Annotated in this window: 14 protein-coding genes and 1 pseudogene; 13 read left to right on the top strand and 2 right to left on the bottom strand. The window is 71.8% G+C overall.

Annotated elements, in window-relative coordinates; translation table 11 throughout:
• The first annotated feature begins 68 nt into the window (after positions 1-68).
• The 4 genes from HMPREF3159_RS09355 to HMPREF3159_RS18120 all read left to right on the top strand — a co-directional run bounded on the left by HMPREF3159_RS09355 (position 69) and on the right by HMPREF3159_RS18120 (position 4,359).
• Positions 69-1,499, top strand: coding sequence for an MFS transporter (locus HMPREF3159_RS09355; RefSeq protein ID WP_070500784.1), 1,431 nt, complete (start codon positions 69-71; stop codon positions 1,497-1,499).
• Positions 1,496-1,786 (top strand): hypothetical protein, encoded by a 291-nt coding sequence (locus HMPREF3159_RS09350; protein WP_070500783.1) that lies wholly within the window; start codon positions 1,496-1,498, stop codon positions 1,784-1,786. The genes HMPREF3159_RS09355 and HMPREF3159_RS09350 overlap by 4 nt, the downstream gene beginning before the upstream one ends.
• Before the next feature lie 447 nt (positions 1,787-2,233).
• A complete protein-coding gene (locus tag HMPREF3159_RS09345) occupies positions 2,234-3,187 on the top strand; it encodes a hypothetical protein (protein ID WP_070500782.1) in 954 nt (317 codons plus the stop codon).
• Positions 3,188-3,606: 419 nt separating this feature from the next.
• Positions 3,607-4,359 carry a transglycosylase family protein gene (locus tag HMPREF3159_RS18120; RefSeq protein WP_070500781.1) on the top strand — a complete coding sequence of 251 codons (753 nt, stop codon included), beginning with the start codon at positions 3,607-3,609 and terminating at the stop codon, positions 4,357-4,359.
• A 99-nt stretch (positions 4,360-4,458) separates the two neighbouring features.
• Here HMPREF3159_RS18120 and HMPREF3159_RS09335 read toward each other — a convergent pair whose 3' ends face one another.
• Positions 4,459-5,769 (bottom strand): type III PLP-dependent enzyme domain-containing protein, encoded by a 1,311-nt coding sequence (locus HMPREF3159_RS09335; protein ID WP_070500780.1) that lies wholly within the window; start codon positions 5,767-5,769, stop codon positions 4,459-4,461.
• Positions 5,770-6,027: 258 nt separating this feature from the next.
• Here HMPREF3159_RS09335 and HMPREF3159_RS09330 point away from each other — a divergent pair, with 258 nt between their 5' ends.
• The 9 genes and pseudogenes from HMPREF3159_RS09330 (at position 6,028) to HMPREF3159_RS09290 (ending at position 18,362) form a co-directional block, all read left to right on the top strand.
• On the top strand, positions 6,028-7,071 hold the full coding sequence (locus tag HMPREF3159_RS09330) for an ATP-grasp domain-containing protein (protein WP_070500779.1): 1,044 nt from the start codon (positions 6,028-6,030) through the stop codon (positions 7,069-7,071).
• Between the two features lie 1,595 nt (positions 7,072-8,666).
• Positions 8,667-10,643, top strand: a complete 1,977-nt coding sequence (locus HMPREF3159_RS09325; protein WP_070500778.1) for a polysaccharide biosynthesis protein — start codon at positions 8,667-8,669, stop codon at positions 10,641-10,643.
• A gap of 3 nt (positions 10,644-10,646) precedes the next feature.
• A complete protein-coding gene (locus tag HMPREF3159_RS09320) occupies positions 10,647-11,810 on the top strand; it encodes a DegT/DnrJ/EryC1/StrS family aminotransferase (RefSeq protein ID WP_070500777.1) in 1,164 nt (387 codons plus the stop codon).
• The gene (locus HMPREF3159_RS17655; RefSeq protein ID WP_070500776.1) at positions 11,807-12,967 is read left to right on the top strand and encodes a sugar transferase; all 1,161 of its coding nucleotides are present in this window, start codon (positions 11,807-11,809) and stop codon (positions 12,965-12,967) included. Before HMPREF3159_RS09320 ends, HMPREF3159_RS17655 begins: the two co-directional genes overlap by 4 nt.
• Positions 12,964-14,151 carry a GNAT family N-acetyltransferase gene (locus tag HMPREF3159_RS09310; RefSeq protein ID WP_070500775.1) on the top strand — a complete coding sequence of 396 codons (1,188 nt, stop codon included), beginning with the start codon at positions 12,964-12,966 and terminating at the stop codon, positions 14,149-14,151. The genes HMPREF3159_RS17655 and HMPREF3159_RS09310 overlap by 4 nt, the downstream gene beginning before the upstream one ends.
• A gap of 12 nt (positions 14,152-14,163) precedes the next feature.
• A pseudogene (locus HMPREF3159_RS18200) lies at positions 14,164-15,147 on the top strand (sugar transferase); the annotation flags it as partial.
• A 37-nt stretch (positions 15,148-15,184) separates the two neighbouring features.
• Entirely contained in the window at positions 15,185-15,706 is a 522-nt protein-coding gene (locus tag HMPREF3159_RS09300; RefSeq protein WP_070500773.1) for a hypothetical protein, read from the top strand.
• A gap of 270 nt (positions 15,707-15,976) precedes the next feature.
• The gene (locus HMPREF3159_RS09295) at positions 15,977-17,029 is read left to right on the top strand and encodes a glycosyltransferase (RefSeq protein ID WP_070500772.1); all 1,053 of its coding nucleotides are present in this window, start codon (positions 15,977-15,979) and stop codon (positions 17,027-17,029) included.
• Positions 17,030-17,084: 55 nt separating this feature from the next.
• Positions 17,085-18,362, top strand: coding sequence for an EpsG family protein (locus tag HMPREF3159_RS09290; protein ID WP_070500771.1), 1,278 nt, complete (start codon positions 17,085-17,087; stop codon positions 18,360-18,362).
• A gap of 283 nt (positions 18,363-18,645) precedes the next feature.
• On the opposite strand, the gene HMPREF3159_RS09285 is transcribed toward HMPREF3159_RS09290, so the two are convergent.
• Positions 18,646-19,221: an arsenate reductase/protein-tyrosine-phosphatase family protein gene (locus HMPREF3159_RS09285; RefSeq protein WP_070500770.1), complete on the bottom strand. Its 576-nt coding sequence runs from the start codon at positions 19,219-19,221 to the stop codon at positions 18,646-18,648.
• Positions 19,222-19,389: the final 168 nt, after the last annotated feature.

Here is a 19,389-nt window from a genome sequence, read left to right as displayed (position 1 = left end):
GGCCGTTGCGGTGTCCCTCCGGTCACCCCGCCCTCCACAGAAGTGCACTCACTGCATAAGGTGGCCGGGTGATCCCCCACTACAGCGCGCCGACCCCTGCGGTGCGTCGCAAGCCCCTGCTCGCCGTCCTCCTCGCGCCCCTGTTCATGGCCCTGATCGCCGTGAGCGTCATCAACGTCGCCCTCACCGCGATCGGCGAGGGCCTCGAGGCGGACACCGGCTCGCTGCAGTGGGTGATCTCCGGCTACGCCCTCTCCTTCGCGATCCTGCTGGTCCCCGCCGGGCGCGCAGGGGACGCGACCGGGCGTCGGCGCATGTTCGTGATCGGCGTCGGGATCTTCACGCTCGGCTCGCTGATGTCGGGCCTGGCCCCGAACGTCGAGATGCTGAACCTCGCCCGCATCCTCCAGGGCATCGGCTCGGGCCTGCTGAACCCGCAGACCGTCGCCCTGATCCAGCAGCACTTCCGCGGCCAGGACCGCGCCCGGGCCTTCGCGCTGCTGGCCACCACCGTCGCCGTCGCGACCGCCATCGGCCCCGTGATCGGCGGCCTGCTGATCCAGGTGCTCGGCCCGAACTGGGGCTGGCGCTGGATGTTCCTGATGAACGTCCCCATCGGCATCGGCGCGATCATCGGCACCTTCCGCTTCATCCCCGACGATCGCGCGCGCGGGAAGGGCCGCCCCGACCTCGACCCCGTCGGCACGATCCTGCTGTGCCTGGCGATCCTCGGGATCATGCTGCCCTTCCTCGAGCGTGGCGTGAACGCGCTGGTGTGGCTGTCCTTCCCTGCCGGCCTGCTGGTGCTGGGGCTGTGGTGGACCTGGGAGCGGCGCTACAAGAGCCGCGGCAGCTCGCCCATGGTCGACACCGCGATCTTCGCCAACAAGGCATTCCGCAACGGCATCCTCATCGTCTCGGTGTACTTCCTCGGTGCGACCAGCGTGTGGATCATCGTGCCGCTGTTCCTGCAGATGCACCTCCACCACACCGCCTTCCAGGCATCCCTGCTGGGGCTGCCCTCCTCGATCGCCGCCGCGATCAGCTCCCAGATCGCCGGCCGCTACGTGCTCACCCTGGGCCGGCGCATGGTGATCGCCGGATTCGGCGTCGCGTTCCTGGGCCTGCTGGGAACCACGCTTCTGGCCGGCTTCGTGGAGTCCGGCGCGGTCGCGTTCTGGTGGCTGGCCGCACCGCTGATGCTGATGGGCCTGAGCCAGGGCATGACCATCTCCCCGAACCAGACCCTCACCCTGAACTCCGTGGACCCCCGCTTCGGCGGCGTCGCCGGCGGCATCCTCCAGCTGGGCCAGCGCCTCGGCGCCGCGATCGGCACCGCGATGATCCCCGGCATCATCTTCTCCCTCACCGACGGCGGCACCGCCTGGCTCGAAGCGTTCACGATCGCGCTGGTGATCATCATGGCGCTGACCCTCGCCGCGATGGGCGTCAGCTTCGCCGACCGCGCCCGCGAGAAGGAGGCGCCCGGCGCGCTGTGAGCCCCGGGCGTGCATCGCACCTCGGGCCGACCAGCCGCGCCCGCAGCCCCGGTCGTCGCCGCCGAGAACGCGGCGGCGCCGAAGGGCTCGGCATCATCGCCCTGCGCGCGCTGCCCGGGCCCTACGAGATCGAGACCCCGCGCCGCGATGGGCGCCTGGACCCGGTGCCCGCCCGGATCAACGTGCCGCCGCTGCTGAGCCACTGGACTCCAGTGCCACTTCTGGCCGGCTACGCCATGGGCGCCCAGGATCGCGTGGGCGAGTTCGTGACCGCGCGGAACGCGTGAAACGCAGGGCCGCGCCTCCCGACGGACGGCGCCGGGATACCCTCTCCCGAGGCATGGATGCGAACAGGGGGCGCAGTGGGGCGCAGCAGCCGGTGGGGGAGCGGACGGGATCAGCGCGCGACAGGCCGCGTCATCGTCCGGGGATGGGGCGGGGCCGAGGACGAGGAGGCGCCGCACGGCACCTTCCATGGTTCGACGGCAGGCACGCCCCCGCCAGGAGAAGACCTGCCCGCCGGAGCACGGTCAGCCCGTGGCCGGACGACGGGCGACCGCTCGGCCGGGGCCGCGCTGCGCGGGGGATCGACTGCTTAGGGCTCGTCGGCCGGAATCCCGTCGGCCGGAACCCCGTCGGCCACTGCGGCAGTCGACGGCCGCGCCTCCGCCCCCTCGCCGCACCGCCGTCGCCGCTGGTGGCCGCTCGGCGGGATCGCCGCGCTGCTCGCCCTCGTGCTGGTGCTGCCGCAGGTGCTGGTGGGAGAGCGCTCGCCGGAGACCGAAGCACGCAGCTTCCTCCAGGCGATCCTCGATGGTGACACCGACGCCGTGCGCGAGCACATGGTCGAGCCCGAGGGCGGAGTGCTCGACCTCGCCCTCACCGACCAGGTGGCGCTGGCCGCCGAGGAGCGCGTGGACCGGTTCACGATCGAGGAGACGAGCGTCGACGGTGACACCGCCCAGGTCACGGCCACGCTCAGCCTCGGCCGACGCACCCAGGAGACCACCCTCCACCTCACCCGGCACCGCGAGGGGGTGCTGCGCCGCCCGGTGTGGGAGCTGGAGCCCGTGGAGCTGCCGGTGATGCGGGTCGCCGTGCCCGTCAGCGCCCCCGCGGTGCTGATCAACGGGGTCGAGGTCCCGCTGCCGGACGAGGCCCGGGCCGACCACGCCTTCGGGCTCGTCGAGGTGCACCTGGTTGTGCTGCCCGGCGTGTACCAGCTCAGCGCCCCCGAGGGCGGGGAGGCGGTCACCCCGACCACGGTCCGCTCGACCATCCCGCCCGTGCTCGGTCCCTGGCTGAACTCGCTCATCGAGATCGGCTACGAGCTCACCGAGACCGGCGAGGAGCAGCTCGGCACCTACCTGATCGACACGGCGCTCGCCGAGTGCGCGCGCAGCACCCAGCCGCAGCCCGAGAACTGCCCCATCGGCGCCCCGGAGGAGGTCACCGGCGAGGGCACCTGGCAGATCCTCACCCCGCCGCAGATCCACGTCGCGGGCGGGGCGACGGGCTACTACGACGCCTACGGCTACGGCGGCCTGGCCGAGTTCACCGTGACCGCCGAGGACGGGAGCACCACCGTGCACCGCGTGCCGATCGAGGAAGCAGCGATCGGGATGATGGACCGGGACGGCCGCTTCTACGGCACCTGGTTCGGGAACCAGGAGGCCGTCTACTACTGAGGTGCTCGGCCGCCACGGCTCAGGCCGGGGCGAGTGTCTCCTCGGGCTCGGCCGGCCGGCGTCGACGGGGCGGGGCCCGGCATCGGCCGGCTTGCGGCGGATGAGCAGCGCGATCGCCACGGTGAGAAGGCCCAGCGCCGCCACCACCGCGCCCGCGCGGAGGGAGTGACACGGCTGTATCTTCTCAAGAAATACACCACTGTCATTCCCGAGTGCTCGAGAATATTCTGAACTTGGTAAAGAGATGACCCGAGAAGGGGAATCTTTCGGGTGGGGTCACTTCCCGGGATGGGGAGAGCAGGTCACCGTGGAGGTGTGCTCTCTGCGGGCGCGCAGGTCAGCGGCGTTCTCGTCGGTCAGGCGCTCCGCGACGGCCATCCCTCCCGTCTCACCGACTTCCCCGATCCGAGGAGCTCTCGATGTCCGACTCCCGCACGCCCACCCATCGCGCCCCCGGAAGGGCCGTCGCCTTCCGCGGCGTCCGCCTCGCCCCGAAGGTCGCCGCGGCCACCGGCGGCGCCGTGGTCGTCGCCGGGCTCGGGCTCGTCGGCACCGAGAGCGCCACCGCGGGCGGCACCGTCTGGGACGAGGTCGCCCAGTGCGAGTCCGGCGGCAACTGGTCGATCAACACCGGCAACGGCTACTACGGCGGACTGCAGTTCTCGAGCTCCACCTGGGAAGCCTTCGGCGGCGGCGAGTACGCCTCCACCGCGAACAAGGCCAGCAAGTCCGAGCAGATCGCCGTCGCCCAGCGCACCCTCGGCGCCCAGGGCCCCGGCGCGTGGCCCACCTGCGGCAAGAAGGCCGGCCTCACCCGCACGAACGGCGGCGCCGACGCGAACGCGCAGCCCGGCGGCGGCTCCTCCTCCGGCGCCTCCCGCGACGCGGACCGCACCAGCCCCGCCTCGGGCCAGCTCGTGGTCGACGGCAAGTTCGGTCCCAAGACCACCAGCGCCCTGCAGGCCTGGGTCGGCGTGCCGCAGGACGGCTCCCTGTCCACCTCCGACATCAAGGCGCTGCAGAAGAAAGTCGGCGCGGTCCCCGATGGCAAGATCGGCTCCGAGACCACCGGCAAGCTCCGCGCCGCGATCGGGCTGAACTACAACGGGGTTTGGGACTTCCGCACCAGCTACGCCACCGTCAAGGCGCTCCAGCAGCACCTCAACGGCTGATCCTCGGGGGCGGGCGTGCGCGGCCTGGACGCGCTGTCCGGTGCAGGCTCCACCGGGTCGCGAGCGTCGAGCCGCAGACTGCCGGGCATGCGCCCGGCATCAGCCCTGTGGCGTGCCCGGATCGACCAGCTCGTCGCCCTCGAGCACGCGGTTGCCCTGCAGATAGTCCGTGACGCCCCAGCGGCGCCGCACCTGCGTGTACCGCCCGCCGCGCCGCACGTGCACCGCGGGCAGGAACTCGATGAAGGTGGACTGGTAGCTCATCGTGTACGCGCCGACGGTGGAGAGCACCAGGCGGTCGCCCACGGCGAGGGCCGGTGCATCGCGCAGCCGCGTGATCCGGTCCTCCTCCATGCAGGTGAAGCCCGCGACGATCTGCTCGGGCAGGGTCTCGGCGGAAGAGGTGGACAGGCGCACGTCGTAGTCGCGGCGGCGACGGAACAGCGGGTCAACGTCGGTGCGGCTCCCGTCCGTGATCGCGAAGACGCTCTCGCCCACCCGCTTCACATCCAGCACGCTGGCGTGGAACTCCACCGGCACCGCGATCAGCGAGCCGCCCGGCTCGACGATCAGCAGGGTGCGCTCCGGATCGATCACGCCCTCGACCGCGCCGCGGATCACGCGCACGTAGTCGTCGAAGGTGGGGGAGCCGTCGATGCTGCCGAAGAAGCCGCCGCCGATGTCCAGCCAGTCCAGGTCAAGATCCCGCTCGGAGGCGATCCTCGCGGCGAGCGACGCTGAGGCCTCGTACACCCCCAGCGACTGGGTCGCGGAGTTGCGGTGCATGTGCAGGCCCGCGATGCGCACCCCCGCAGCGGTGAGCTCCTCGATCGCGGCGTCCAGCTCGCCGTTGTCGACGTTGAAGCCGAAGCGGCTGCCCTCGGTGCCCGTGGTCGACTCCCCGGGCCGCAGCGTCTCGAGGTCCCAGTTCACCCGCAGCCCCACCGCGAGCGGGGCGGCAGCGGCGCCGGCCGCCTCTCCGTCGGCGTCGCCGTCGGCAGTCGTGCCCGAGGCCGCGTCGGCCGCGAGCTCTCGCGCGAGCTCCGCCGTCCAAGTGACCTCGCGCTTCGCGTCGAGATTGATGACCGAGCCTGCCCGCAGCGCCTCGCGCAAACGGCTCCTGCTCTTGATCGGGCCGTTGTAGACGATCGTCTCCGGGGAATAGCCCAGCGCGAGCGCGAGCTCATACTCCGCGTCCGAGACCACCTCCGCCCACACGCCCCGCTCCCGCATGTACGAGATCAGCCAGGGCAGGGAGTTGGTCTTGAAGGAGTAGGAAAGGATCGAATGCGGCCAGCTCCCCTCGAGAGCAGCGACGAAGCGGTCCACGAAGCCGTCGAGGACCTCCCCGTCGATGACGAAGGCAGGCGTCTCCGGCGCCAGCTCGCTCTCGGACTCCCACACTGTCATCAGGGCGCTCCTCGACCTTCTCCCTCGGCGTTCACGCGCAGGAGCGCCACGGCGGCAGCTCCGGTGAGTCGGATCTCCCGCCACAGTAGCTGTGAGTCCCCTGGGGCCGACAGCGGTTCCCCCGGGATTCCGTTCTGTGGCGAAATGTCCGATTCCTCGACCTTACAGTGCATGATGGGGCCATGGGGCGCGGAGCAGCCGCGCGACCGGGGGAGAGGGCGACGGACGCCCTGCTCGGAACATGAGGAGGAGCGTGCGATGAGCGCAGCACCCACCGTGGTGATCGGGTCGGCCGGACGGCGGCTGTACCTCGTGGACTGGTTCCGCGAGGCCTTCGCGGACTTCGGTCTCGACGGTCGTGTGGTCGTCACCGAGAACGATCCGACCAGTGCCGCGGCGAGCTACGGGGACATCGGGCGCACGCTCCCGCGCTACGTCGACCCCGCCTACGGGCCCGCGCTGCTCGAGCTCGTCGACGAGCTGCGTCCGGCGGTGTTCCTCTCCGTGAACGACTACGAGCTCATGCACCTGCATGTCGCCACCGACCTCGCCGATCGGATGCGCGAGCGCGGCATCCTCGTGCCCGGCGTCGACCGCGTCTGGCAGCTCGGCTGCGCCGACAAGCTCCGCATGGCCCAGCTGCTCGAGGCCATCGGGGTGCCCACCCCGCGCACCGTCACCGGCGATGACGAGGCCGGCATCGCCGAGATCTCCGCCGCCTCCGAGAGTCTCGTGGTCAAGCACCGCCTCGGCAGCGGCTCCTCCGGGCTCGCGCTGGTCCCGGCCGACGGGGTCCGCGCCGCGATCAACGCAGCGATCGACTCCGCCCCTGCTCCGGCCGACGGCTCCGCCCCCAGCGGCCAGGATGTCGTGGTCCAGCCCTGCCTGCCCGGGCTCGAGCACGGCGTGGACATCGTGGGCGATCTGCGCGAGCCCGGCGGGCTGCGGGCCGTGCTCGCCCGCCGCAAGGTGCGCATGCGCGCCGGCGAGACCGACAAGGCCGCCTCCGTGGATCCCGCGCCCTTCGTCGCCACCGCCGAGAGGATCGCCCGCGCCGCGCAGCTCACCGGACTCATCGACACCGACATGTTCCTCGCCGAGGGCGGCGAGCCCTCCGTCATCGACATCAACCCCCGCTTCGGCGGCGGCTACCCCTTCGTGCACCTCGCCGGGGCCGACGTCCCCCGCTACTACCTCGCCCGCGCGCTCGGCCTCGAGATCGACGAGGACTGGCGGGAGTACGCCCCCGGCGTCATCTCCGCCAAGCACGAGAGCGTGCGCGTGACCGCGACGGAGGGTTGAACCTGTCACCTGCGGTCCTGTTGCGGCTGGACAGGGGCGGAACCTGCGATCGGGGCTTCCTGGCCGGACTCGACGACGCCTATACTTGATCGGGACCACCGCGCCCGTGAGCCTCGGAACTCGCAGCCAGAAAGGCACCAGGCATCGATGACCACACCACACCAGCCCATTTCCCGACGGAGACTGGCCCGCACAGCGGCGTGGGCGGTGCCGGCCGCAGCCGTGGCAGTCTCCGCCCCCGCTGTCGCCGCCTCGCCCTTCCAATGCCCGTCGCGGACGTACACGGCCACGAGCCCCGGCCCCGGGTCGACACGGACCACCGGGACCTGGACGGTCCCCGCCGGGGTGACGCGGATCTGTGTGACCGTGGAGGGCGGCGGGGGCGGAGGCGGCGCCAACGGCAGTACTGGAGGCGCCGGGACCCGTATTACCGGTGACCTGGCGGTGACGCCGGGCACGGTCCTGTCCTGGACGGTCGGCGCAGGAGGTGTGCGACCGACGACCACGGGCGTTGCCGTGCCCCCGAACGCAACCGGCGGTGGAGGATATGGCAAGGGCGGCGACGTGATCTTCAGTGCGGTGTCCGCCGGGGAGGCGACCAACAACAACGTGAGTGGATCAGGGGGTGGGTCCTCGGCCATCGTGATCGGCACGGAGGTGCTGGTCGTGGCAGGGGGCGGCGGTGGCGGTGGGGGCTCGGCGCTGACCTCGTCCGGGTACCCGCAGTTCAGCGGTGCCGTGGCGGTCGGCGGTTCGGCCGGAGCGAATGGCGGAGGATCGGCGACGTCGCACCCGAACGTGCCGAGCACCACGGCCACGACCAACGGGGGACGCGGCGGACCCGGCGGATCCGGCGGGCCCGCCGGCACAGGCGGACCCGCCGGGACCACGTCCGTCGGCCCTTCCCAGACGCAGCTCAGCGCCGTGCGCACGGCGGGTGCAGCCGGTACGGCGGGCGTCACGGGGAACGGTGCGAACGGTGTCCAGACGGCTTCAGCCACCACGTCGCACGTCTCCGCCGGAGGCGGAGGTGGTTACGGAGGCGGCGGGAGCGGAAGCTGCACGACCCTGCGAGTGCGGGACAACGCTTCCACAGGGACCGCATCGATCTCCTTCGGCGGCGCCGGTGGAGCAGGGGGCAGCTATCGTAGCTCCCGGTTGAACAACAGCACTGTCTCCTCGGCCGCCAACGGCGCGGCGGCGGCGGGCACCCGTAGCCCGGGCTCCATCACCATCAACTTCTGAACCGCCGGCACGGCGAACCGCCCGTCGGTCGCAGACTGCTGACGCTCCTTCCCTGAAGCGCCGTCTCCTGTCGCTGGAGACGGCGCTTCGTGCTGTCCGGGCGCTGATCGGACTGCCGGTGCGGCTTGCATGACTACGCAGGCCGCAGCGCTGCCCCCTTGCGCCCGGCTCATGGTCGCCGCTCTCCGGCCGTCGGTCAGCCGGCGGCTACTCGTCGGACATCTGCGGACCCCGCTTCACAAGGACCGGAACCTGACGTATGGTACGAACCGTCACAAGGCGGGCAAATCGGACATCGACGGTGACGTCGCAGGTCCGAGGGGGTTCGCACCATCGGAAGAGGGGGAGTCGTGTCCATCATCTCTCTGCATGCCGTCCTGCGGCCCGCAGCATCCAGCCCGCGACGGATCAGCGAGGATGGGCAGCCCGTCCGCGATGCCGACCTCGACCCCCTCTACGACCGGGACCTCCATCCCGCGCCGGTGCCGTTCATCCTCATCGACGCCCTGATGTGGTTCGTCGGCCTCTGGGCGGCCTCCGCGCTGCGACTCGAGACCCTCGCGCTCTCCTTCGGCCTGTCCCTCGACGGGGCCGGCACGCCGCTGCTCGGACTGCTGGTGCTCACCGCGATCGCCGGCGCCGTCTACACCCTGCTGGGCCGCGCGGTGCGTCTGCACCAGGGCCGTCACCTCGTAGGCAGCTTCGACGAGATGGCGCCGCTGGCCGGCGTCGTCCTCGCCGCCGCCTTCGTGGTCACCGCCACCAACGCGGTGTGGCCGGAGCAGATGCTGCCGATGACCGCGCCGGTCATCGCCGCCCCGATGGTGATCCTCGCCGCCGCGACCGTTCGCTACCTGGTGCGTCTGCTCGCGGCACGCACCCTCCGCGTCATGCGCGAAGCGGAGGCCGAGCCCTCCCGCGCACTGATCGTCGGCGCCGGCGACATCGGCCGTGCGCTCGCCGACTCGATGCTGCGCGACCCCTCCTCCGCGTGGAAGCCCGTCGGGTTCCTCGACGACGACCTGCGCAAGCGCCACCTCCGCCACGCCGGGGTGAGCGTCGCCGGCACCACCGACCAGCTGCGACCCGCCCTCGAGCGCACGGGTGCGGACGTCCTCGTCATCGCCACCACCCACATCTCCGCCGACACCATGGGCACGCTCACCGCCGTGGCCAAGGAGCTGCAGCTCCCGGTGAAGATCATCCCGCCGCTGAACGAGATGATCGACGGGGTCCACCACACCGACCTGCGCGAGATCCAGCCGGCCGACCTCCTCGGCCGCCGCCCGGTCGACACCGACCTGAGCACCATCAACGAGCTCCTGCGCGGGAAGACGGTGCTCGTCACCGGCGCCGGCGGCTCCATCGGCTCGGAGCTGTGCCGACAGATCGCCGCCGCCGAGCCCGCCGAGCTCGTGATGCTGGACCGCGACGAGTCGGCCCTGCATGCACTGCTGCTGACCATGGGCGGCACCGCCGACCTCGGCAACGACAACATGGAGCTCGCCGACATCCGTGACGCCGAGCGCCTCGACGCCGTGTTCGCGCGCCACAAGCCCGACGTGGTCTTCCACGCCGCCGCTCTCAAGCACGTCAACATGCTCGAGAAGTCGCCCGACGAGGCCTTCAAGACCAACGTGCTCGGCACCCACAACGTGCTCGAGGCCGCGCACCGCCACGGCGTGGAGCGCTTCGTGAACATCTCCACCGACAAGGCGGCCGACCCGCACAACGTGCTCGGCTACTCCAAGCGCATCGCCGAGGGGCTCACCGCTCACAAGGGCCGCACCGCCGGTCACGGCACCTGGCTCAGCGTGCGCTTCGGCAACGTGCTCGCCACCCGCGGCTCCGTGATCCACACCTTCATCGCCCAGATCGAGAAGGGCGGACCGGTCACCGTCACCGATCCCGAGGTCACCCGCTTCTTCATGACCGTCTCCGAGGCCGTGCAGCTCGTGCTACAGGCCGCGGTCGTGGGGCAGAGCGGTGGCGCGCTGGTGCTCGACATGGGCCAGCCCGTCCCGATCGTGCAGCTCGCACAGCAGCTGATCGACGCCTCCGGCAAGGACGTGGAGATCGTCTTCACGGGGCTGCGCCCCGGCGAGAAGCTCCACGAGGACCTCTTCGCCCCCGGCGAGGACTCCGTGCAGACCTCCCACCCGCTGATCAGCGGCGTGCCCGTCGTCCCGGTCTCCTCCGACGAGCTGCCCGACCTCCGCTCGCTGCGCAGCGACGCCCAGGTCGTCGACGTCCTGACCACCGTGTGCGAGGCGATGGAGGCCACCCGGCCGGCCGCCGCCCGCGCCCCGATCGCAGTGGGGTTCTGAACCATGGCACGCATCCTCATGTCCGGTCCGGACGTCACCGTGCTCGAGCGCGCGGCCGTCGCCGACGCCTTCGACTCCGGCTGGATCGCCCCGCTCGGCCCGGCCGTCGACGCCTTCGAGACCTCGATGGCGCAGCGGATCGGCAGGCGCCACGCCGTCGCCCTCGCCTCCGGCACCAGCGCCCTCCATCTGGGACTGCTGGCCTGGGGCGTCGGCCCCGGCGACGTGGTCCCCACCTCGACGATGACCTTCGCGGCGACCGCGAACGCGATCAGCTACACCGGCGCGACCCCGTACTTCGTCGACTCCGACCCGGCGACCGGGCAGATGGACCCGGACCTGCTCGCCCAGGTCCTCGAGGAGCTCGCCGAGGAGGGCGTCTCCGTCCCCGCCGTCGTGCCCGTGGACCTCCTGGGCCGCAGCGCGGACCACACCCGCATCGTCGAGATCGCCCACCGCGCCGGCGCGAAGGTGCTGGTGGACTCCGCCGAATCGCTCGGCGCCCACCACGCCGGGCTGCCCGCCGGGAAGCACGGCGACGCCGCGATCTTCTCCTTCAACGGCAACAAGATCATGACCACCTCCGGCGGCGGCATGTACCTCACCGACGACGAGGACGCCGCCTGCCGCGTGCGCCATCTCGCCACCCAGGCCCGGGAACCCGCGGTCCACTACGAGCACCGCGACATCGGGTACAACTACCGCCTCTCGAACCTGCTGGCCGCGATGGGCAACGCCCAGCTGCGCCGGCTGGACGAGATGATCGCCCGTCGCCGCGCCCGCCGCGAGGCCTACGCCCGGATCGTCCAGGACGTGCCCGGCGTGGAGGTCTTCCAGCGCGACGGCGACGAGCACGACAACTGCTGGCTCACCGCGCTCGTCGTCGACCCGGAGCTCGCAGGGTTCGACGCCGCCTCCCTCAGCGCCGCCCTCACCGCGGCCGGGATCGAGAGCCGCCCGCTGTGGAAGCCGATGCACCTCCAGCCCGTCTTCGCCGGGATCCCCGCCGCGGTCAACGGCGCCTCCGAGCGGCTGTTCCGCACCGGCCTGACCCTGCCCAGCGGCTCCGCGCTCACCGAGGCCGAATGCGGGACCATCGACGCGACGCTCCGCGCCGCCCTCGGCCGCCGCGCGGTGGCGACGCCGCTGACGGAGGCTGCGACATGACGCAGTCCGGCGCACCGGGACGAGGTCGTCGGGCCCGCACGATCGTGGGCCCGATCCAGCACCTCGACCCGATCCGTCTCTCCCCGGGCCAGCAGAGCTATCTGCGCCGGCGCCGACGGGCCGACGTGGTCCTCGGCAGCATCGGCCTCGCGATCAGCGCGCTGCCGATGCTCGCGATCTCCGCAGGTGTCATGGTGACCATGGGCCGCCCGGTCCTGTTCACCCAGGAGCGCATGACCCAGGACGGACGCGTGTTCCGCCTGCGGAAGTTCCGCTCCATGCGGGCTGTCGCCCCCGACGGCTCCGACGACGACGCCGCGCGCCTGGTCCCCTTCGGGAGGATGCTGCGGGAGACCAGCCTCGACGAGCTGCCGAGCCTGTGGAACGTGGTGCGCGGCGACATGGCCCTGGTGGGCCCGCGCCCGCTGACCACCGACTACTCCGGCCGCTTCAGCGCCGAGCAGTTCGCCCGCCACACCGTCCCCGCGGGCCTCACCGGCTACGCCCAGGTGCACGGTCGCAACTCCCTGGCCTGGGACGACCGGCTCACCATGGACCAGGAGTACGTGCGCCGGGTCGGCCTCGTGCTGGACCTGAGGATCCTCGTGGACACCGTCACCGCGGTGCTCCACCGCAAGGGCGTGACCGACGAGGACGGCGTGAGCATGGCCGACTTCCCCGGCCCGCAGTCCACCACCGACCTCGAGCTGAGCGGTCCCGCCGCCCGCGGGCCCGACGCCGACGGCACCTTCACCTGCCGGGATCGGGAGGACCGCATCGTCCTCGCCGGCACGGCGACGCTGCTCGAGCCGGGGCTGGTCCAGCTCACGCTCCGCCTCGGCGAGGGCGCGCAGGACGCCGCGGACACGCTCCTGGACGAGGCGCTGCTGCTGCTCGCCAGCCGCCTGCGCGTCGTGCACCGGGCCGAATGGGCCTGCCTCGCCCCCGGCGAGGAGCCCGCCCCCGAGCTCGCCGCCTCCCTCGCCCGCAGCGGATACGCCGCCCCCGACGCCCCCGTCCGCTATCCCACCGGCGACCTCCCCCCGGCGCAGGTGCCCGAGGGGACCCCTGCGCTGATCGCCTTCCTCGGCATCCCCGAGGAAGGGTTCGCCCACCCGCATTCGATGACGACCGACAGCAAGGTGAGCCCCACATGAGCAACCTGACCGGCTTCACGACCAGACCCCGGACCGTCCACGACGCCGAATCCCCGCGGCACGTCGACCCGCACCCCGAGACCACCTTCCTGGTCCTCGACGGCGCCGATCCCACCGACCGCTTCCAATGGGCCCTCGCCTGGGAGCGGGCCGGTCAGCGGGACATCTTCGCCCATCCCGACTACGTCTGGTCCGTCGCCCAGCCGGACGAGCAGCCGATGTGCGCGCTGATGTCCTTCCCCGACGGCACCGAGATCTACTACGCCTTCATCGTCCGCCCCATCACGCACGACGCCGCCGGGAACCCGCTGGACGAGGAGCTCCACGACCTCTACACCCCGCTCGTCTACGGCGGTCCCCTCGCCGCGGACGCCTGCCCGGGGCAGGTCGACGAGTTCTGGGCCGCGATGCACGGATGGGCCCGGGAGCACCGGATCGTCAGCGAGATCATCCGCTTCACCCCTGTGGAGCGTCACCGCCTGCCCTATCCGGGCACGATGCGCGAGCAGGCCCCGCACATCGTCATCGACCTCGACGGGTTCAGCGAGGACGACGCGATCGCCGCGCTCCACAAGAGCGTGCGCCGCCGTTACCGCAAGGGCCTCGCCGAGGGGATGAGCGTGCGCGTGGTCCGCGACGAGTCCGGCATCGAGGACTTCCTGCCGATCCACGACGAGACCATGGAGCGCCGCGACGCCCACGAGAAGTTCCGCGTGAGCGAGGACCACCTGCGCATGATCCACCGGGCCGTGCCCGGGCAGGTCGCCTACGTCTTCGCCGACCAGCACGGCGTGCCGCTCTCCGCGGAGATGATCGTCTTCCGCGACGACTCCAGCTACGCCTACATCGCCGGGACCCGCACCGACGCCCTACAGGGCAACGCAACCACCGTCGCCGCCGTCGGCGCGATCCTCGTCTCCCGCGAGGGCGGCAGCCGCGAGCACAACCTCGCCGGCGGCATCACCAACACCGTCGACGACAGCCTGCTGCGCTTCAAGCGGGGCTTCACCCGCGACGGCGACCGGGCGTACTTCACCGGCGAGCAGATCTTCCTGCCCGAAAGCTACGAGCGACTGTGCGCCCCCGCGCAGGAGCAACGTGAGGACTGCACCTTCTTCCCCTTCTACCGCTCCTCTTCTCGACGCGCCGACGGCCACGCCGTCCCCGGCGAGGGCACCGACTGACGGCACCGCGCCATGGACGCCAAGGGCTCCGCACCTCCGCGGACGACCCGCACCGCAGTGCGGGAGATCGACGAGTGCACCTACCGGGGATATCTGCGCACCTCCCCCCACGCCGGGTTCCAGCAGAGCCCGGAGCGGGGAGGGCGCGCAGCGGTGACCGGCGCCCCGGGCTGGTGGGCCGGTACGACGACGCCGGCGTCGCCTCGACGCTCGAGGCCACGGGCCCGAAGCTGGCCTGCTGCAGTTCAAGGCCGACATGGGCGCGGAGGCCCGCGAGTGCATCGGAGGGTGGGAGCTGGTGCTGGACCCGTTCCTGCGCACCGTGTTCATGCTGCTCCTCCCGCTCCATGCCGGGGCACGACGCCTGGCGGATCAGGCGTCGAGGACCATCAGAGCAAGGACGTGGTAGTGAACCCTTCCCACCCTCCGTTCGCCGGTCCCGTCCAGCGAGTGCGCCCCGTGCGCCTGCGCCGTCGGCAGCTGAACTACCTCCGACTGCGCCGCAGGGCCGACGTGGTCCTCGCGCTCGGCGCACTCGTCGTCGCAGCGATCCCCATGGCGCTGGTCGCCCTCGGCGTGCTGGTCACGATGGGGCGCCCCGTGCTCTTCGCCCAGGAGCGCATGACGCAGGGCGGGAGGATCTTCACCCTGTGGAAGTTCCGCTCGATGCGAGACCCCGGCCCGAGGTCGGCCCGGGACGACGCCGAGCGTATGGTGCCCTTCGGCCGCTTCATCCGTGCCACCAGCCTCGACGAGCTGCCGAGCCTGTGGAACATCGTGCGCGGCGACATGGGGCTGATCGGCCCCCGTCCGCTGCCCACCTACTACCTGGGACGCTTCAGCGCCGAGCAGTTCGCGCGGCACACCGTCCCGGCCGGGCTCACCGGGCATGCGCAGGTCCACGGCCGCAACGAGGTCGAGTGGGACCGGCGGATGTCGATCGATCAGGAGTACGTGCAGCAGATCGGTCCCGTGCTGGACCTGCAGATCCTCCGCGACACCGTGGGGGCTCCGCCGGCGCGGTGTCGACTTCGTGGAGGCGCCGGGGGAGAGCACCGACTTCCCCGGCCCGCAGTCCACCTCGCTGCTCGACCTCGACGGCCCCGCGGACGACGGAGCCTGGCAGTGCCGGGACCGGAAGGACCGGGTGCTGCTGGGAGGGACGGTCCAGGCCCTCGGCGGCGGCATGGTGCTGATCGGGGACCTCGCGCTCGGCGCCGAGCTGCTCGGGGGAGGAGTGCTCCTCGAGGAGGCGCTGCTGCTCCTGGTCAGCCGGGTGCGCTCCCGGGAGCGGACATGCTGGATGGGCATCGCCCCGGAGGTCGAGCTCACCCCGGCGCTGCGCGAGGCGCTCGAGCGCAACGGCTTCGTCCCGCCGGGCCCGGGATCGGTCTTCCCCACCCACGAGAACGCCCCGTTGCTGATGGGCGGTCGACCACCGGTGCTGATCGCCTATGTCGAGCGGCCTCAGCCGGGCTTCCCGCCTCCGCGGCCGCGGCTGTCCATGTGGTCCGAGCCGGGCACTTCCGCGACCCCCGTCCCTGGCCTAGAGTAGGAGTGCCATCAAATGGACAAAACGGGCATCGAGCTGTTCGTCTCGGGGTTCGACGCTCAGCGGCCCTCGTCTGGAAGGAGCCCCGACGTGACGGGACATGCAGAGGCCGGGGCCACTGGGATGACGCCGGATATCGCCGCAGCGTCGACGTCGGTGGAGCGGCCGCGGGAGCATCCCGCGTCGGAGCGCTCGGCGCAGGAGCGGTCGCCTCAGCCGCGGCCGGTCGCCTCGGAGGCGGAGCGGTCGCCCGCCGCTCGACGGCATGCGCCGGTGATCGGCCTGCTCACCTCCGTGGGCGCGACGCTGGATGCCTTCTTCCTCGAGATCGCCGAGCGGTGGCGCGAGCAGGGCGCGGTCGTCGAGCCCGCGGCCGGCTCCCTCGCGGAGACCTTCGATCGCCCCGCGGTGCTGCCCTCGATCACACGCAAGCCGTCCGCACGCAACTGGCGCGCACGGGCCGAACTGCGCGAATGGGCGCGGGACAAGGGCATCGACGTGGTCATCACCAACACCGCGACCGCGTCCATGCTGGTGCGCGCCGCCAGGGTGGGAGTGCCGGTGGTGTACTTTTGCCACGGCCTGCACTGGAACGGGAACCACCTCATGGACCTGCCCTTCCGCGCCGTCGAGCGGGCCCTGGTGCACCGCACCGATGGGATCGTGTGCATCAACTCCGCCGACCAGGACTGGTTCGACCGGCACGCGACCCGCATCCCGCGCCTGCGTCTCCTGGGCGGCGTGGGGCTGGACACCGAGCGCTTCGTGCGCCGTGCCCCGATGCCCTGGCGCGAGGGGGAGGAGCCGCTGCGCCTGGTGTGGTGCGGGGAGTTCTCAGAGCGGAAGAATCCCGCCGCCGCCGTCCGGCTCGCGCACGTGCTGCGCGACCGCGGCGTGGACGTGGTCGTGGACATGCTCGGAGAGGGTGAGCTCTTCGACGCCCGGAGCTCCCGCAGCGACGTCGAGGGGCTCGTGGTCCGTCACGGCGTCGCCGACCCGGTCCCGCACTTCGAGCGTTCCCACGTGCTCGTGCAGACCTCCCGCTGGGAGGGTCTGCCGCGTGTGGGCCTCGAGGCAATCGCGATCGGCCTGCCCGTCGTCGGCTTCGACGTCAAGGGCGTGCGGGACCTGCCCGCCGTGCAGCTCGCTCCCGAGGACGATGTCGAGGCGCTCGCCGACCGCGTGCTCGGCGCCGCCCGCGGTGAGGGCCCCGCCCTGCCGGAGGCGTCCACCCTCTCCTACGTCCATGCCGCGGACACCCTGCTGGAGTTCGCGCGTTCGACGATCAGCGGCGAGTACCCGCACGGGACGAGGTACGCGCTGTGAGCCATCTGCCCGCCGCACGGGGAGCCGCGGGCCTCGGGAACGGGGGAGGGACCCGATGACGCCCTACTTCATCCTGCTCGTGGTCGTGACGGCGCTCGCCGCGCTCAGCTTCCGGGTGGCTCTGAAGCGCCCGCGTGAGGTGCCCACGGCCGGGGCCGCCGACGTCCAGGGCCGGACGGTCGGCCCGCGGGCCGCGGGCACGGGGTCGACGGGCACAAGGACCCTCTCCACGTCCCGCTACCGTCCCGGTTCCGCCGGCGTCGCCCTCGCGACCAGGACGGCGAGCTCGACCAGGTACCGCGCCCGGTCCGCCGGCGCGATCGTCACCGAGGAGGAGACCGCCCGGGCCGCACGGCGATGGACGGTCTTCGACGTCGCGGCCGTGACGGTGCTCATCGCATTCTCCGGACTCCGCTACGACGTGGGCACCGACTACCCGACCTACGAGCTGGTCTTCAACAGCATGAATCCCGACGACTGGGCGAGCGACTTCGCCGAGTCCACGCAGGAGGTCGGGTACACGCTCCTGATGCTCGTGATCAAGGCGTTCACGGAGGACCCGAAGGCGCTGTTCTGGGTCGCGGCGGTCCTGACCGTGCTGCCCGTCTATCTCGGCATCAAGCGGCTGTCCATGGACCCGGGCTTCGCCGTCGCGCTCTTCGTCGCCTTCGAGTACACCTCGTCCTTCAACGCGCTGCGGCAGTACATCGCCGTCGCGCTCCTCTTCCTCGCCTGGACCTACCTGGGCAGGAAGAACGTCGTGTTCTGGGTGCTCGCGATCATCGCCCTCAGCTTCCATATGACGGCGATCCTCGCGATCGTCGTGATGCTGGTGGTGCGCCGCTGGCGTCCCACCCTCCAGACCACGCTGTTCTTCCTCGGAGGCGCACTGGTGGCCGCCGCGGGCGTGCGGGCCGCGCCCTTCCTCGTCTCCTTCCTCGAGGTGCTCAACCCGCGCTACGGGGACTATCTCGACTCGGGGCAGACGGGCATCGGCTCGTACCTGTCGATCATCGCTTACCTGGCGCTGCTGGTTCTGGTCGTGTTCGTCGGCAGCCGCAGGGCGCCGCTGACCCGCCTGGAATCCCAGCTCGCCGTGCTGGTCCTGGCCGGCGTGGCCCTGATGATCGTCGGGACCCAGGCGATCGTGCTGAGCCGGTTGTCCGGCTACTTCGGGATCTTCGCGATCCTGCTCGTGCCCAACCGCATCGCAAAGATGCAGGACCGCACGCTGATCACCCTTCTGGTCCTCCTGGCCGCCGTCGCGTATTACGCCCTGGGCGTCCAGAACTACGGCGAGGTCATCCCGTACCGCACCTACCTCGGGCAGTGACGCGGCCCGGCCCGCTGCCGTCGCTCGCGCTGACCGCTGTCGCACGCGCCGACAGCCGTCGCGCCCGCTGACGGGCCCGCTGGGCCGTCTCGCCGACCGGTGACCGTCGTATCCACCGACGAGTCCTGCGCCCCCGCTCGCAAACTCGAGGGCCCCGGGCTCGCAGACCTCCATGCCTTCGGGGCGATGTGCCGACATGCCGATGTGCCGACAGAATGACGAGGGGGCGTACGCCTCGTCGGCGCACGCCCCCTCGCCCACCGGGCACAGAGCGACGCGGCTCTCAGCTCGGCAAGGGCTCCTCGAGGCTTCGACCGATCGCGCGGGCCGAGTCGTCCACCGCGGTGGCGATCATGCTGAAGCTCTTCACGTATCCCGCCGGCGGGCCGCCGTAGGGATCCGCGATGTCCATGCCCGCCAGGGACGCGTTCGCGAGCCGGCGGAGAGGGGCGCAGGCGCGCACCAGATCGGCGAGCGAGCCGTGGACCTCGTCGTCGCCGAGCAGCTCGGTGATCCGCGTGAACTCGAGCAGGGTGAAGGTGCGCCGCACGGCGCGCGGCGAGAGCGCGGTGACGGAAGCACGCTGCCTCGTGCTCATCGTGAGGATGAGATCAGCGGCCTCGACCGCCTCGAGGGTGAGCTGCGTGCCCCTGCCGCGCAGCTCCTCGCCGGTGGACTCCAGCACCGTGCTGATCGCCTCCGGGACCGGACGGCGCCCCACCACGGCGTGCGTTCCCGCGCTGCTGACGGCGATGCGCCGAGGAGCAAGGCGATGACGCAGCAGCCCCTCGCCCACGGGGGAGCGGCAGATGTTCCCCGTGCAGACGACGAGTATCGAATCGATCGAATCGGTCGTCATGCGGACCTGGCCCCCTGTCGACCTGCGCCGCCGGAGACGGTCAGTGCGGGGCCGCTGGTCGGGACCTCGGCCTCGTAGGCACCCCCGGAGGAGCGTTCGGCGCCGGTCGGTCCGGTGCCGTCGGGGCGCGTGGCCTCGGGACGGCGCACCGCACGGCGCCGCGGCGCG

It is taken from the genome of Brachybacterium sp. HMSC06H03, assembly GCF_001807385.1.
Taxonomy (GTDB): domain Bacteria; phylum Actinomycetota; class Actinomycetes; order Actinomycetales; family Dermabacteraceae; genus Brachybacterium; species Brachybacterium conglomeratum.
The sequence above is the reverse complement of the archived record's forward strand: the minus strand, read 5'-3'. Positions and strand labels throughout refer to the sequence as shown.

What these genes read in the sequence shown, in the direction of transcription:
- HMPREF3159_RS18120 (WP_070500781.1), top strand. Translation starts at nt 3,607, where the DNA reads ATGTCCGACTCCCGCACGCCCACCCATCGCGCCCCCGGAAGGGCCGTC.
- HMPREF3159_RS09335 (WP_070500780.1), bottom strand. Translation starts at nt 5,769, where the DNA reads ATGACAGTGTGGGAGTCCGAGAGCGAGCTGGCGCCGGAGACGCCTGCC.
- HMPREF3159_RS09330 (WP_070500779.1), top strand. Translation starts at nt 6,028, where the DNA reads ATGAGCGCAGCACCCACCGTGGTGATCGGGTCGGCCGGACGGCGGCTG.
- HMPREF3159_RS09320 (WP_070500777.1), top strand. Translation starts at nt 10,647, where the DNA reads ATGGCACGCATCCTCATGTCCGGTCCGGACGTCACCGTGCTCGAGCGC.
- HMPREF3159_RS17655 (WP_070500776.1), top strand. Translation starts at nt 11,807, where the DNA reads ATGACGCAGTCCGGCGCACCGGGACGAGGTCGTCGGGCCCGCACGATC.
- HMPREF3159_RS09310 (WP_070500775.1), top strand. Translation starts at nt 12,964, where the DNA reads ATGAGCAACCTGACCGGCTTCACGACCAGACCCCGGACCGTCCACGAC.
- HMPREF3159_RS09290 (WP_070500771.1), top strand. Translation starts at nt 17,085, where the DNA reads ATGACGCCCTACTTCATCCTGCTCGTGGTCGTGACGGCGCTCGCCGCG.
- HMPREF3159_RS09285 (WP_070500770.1), bottom strand. Translation starts at nt 19,221, where the DNA reads ATGACGACCGATTCGATCGATTCGATACTCGTCGTCTGCACGGGGAAC.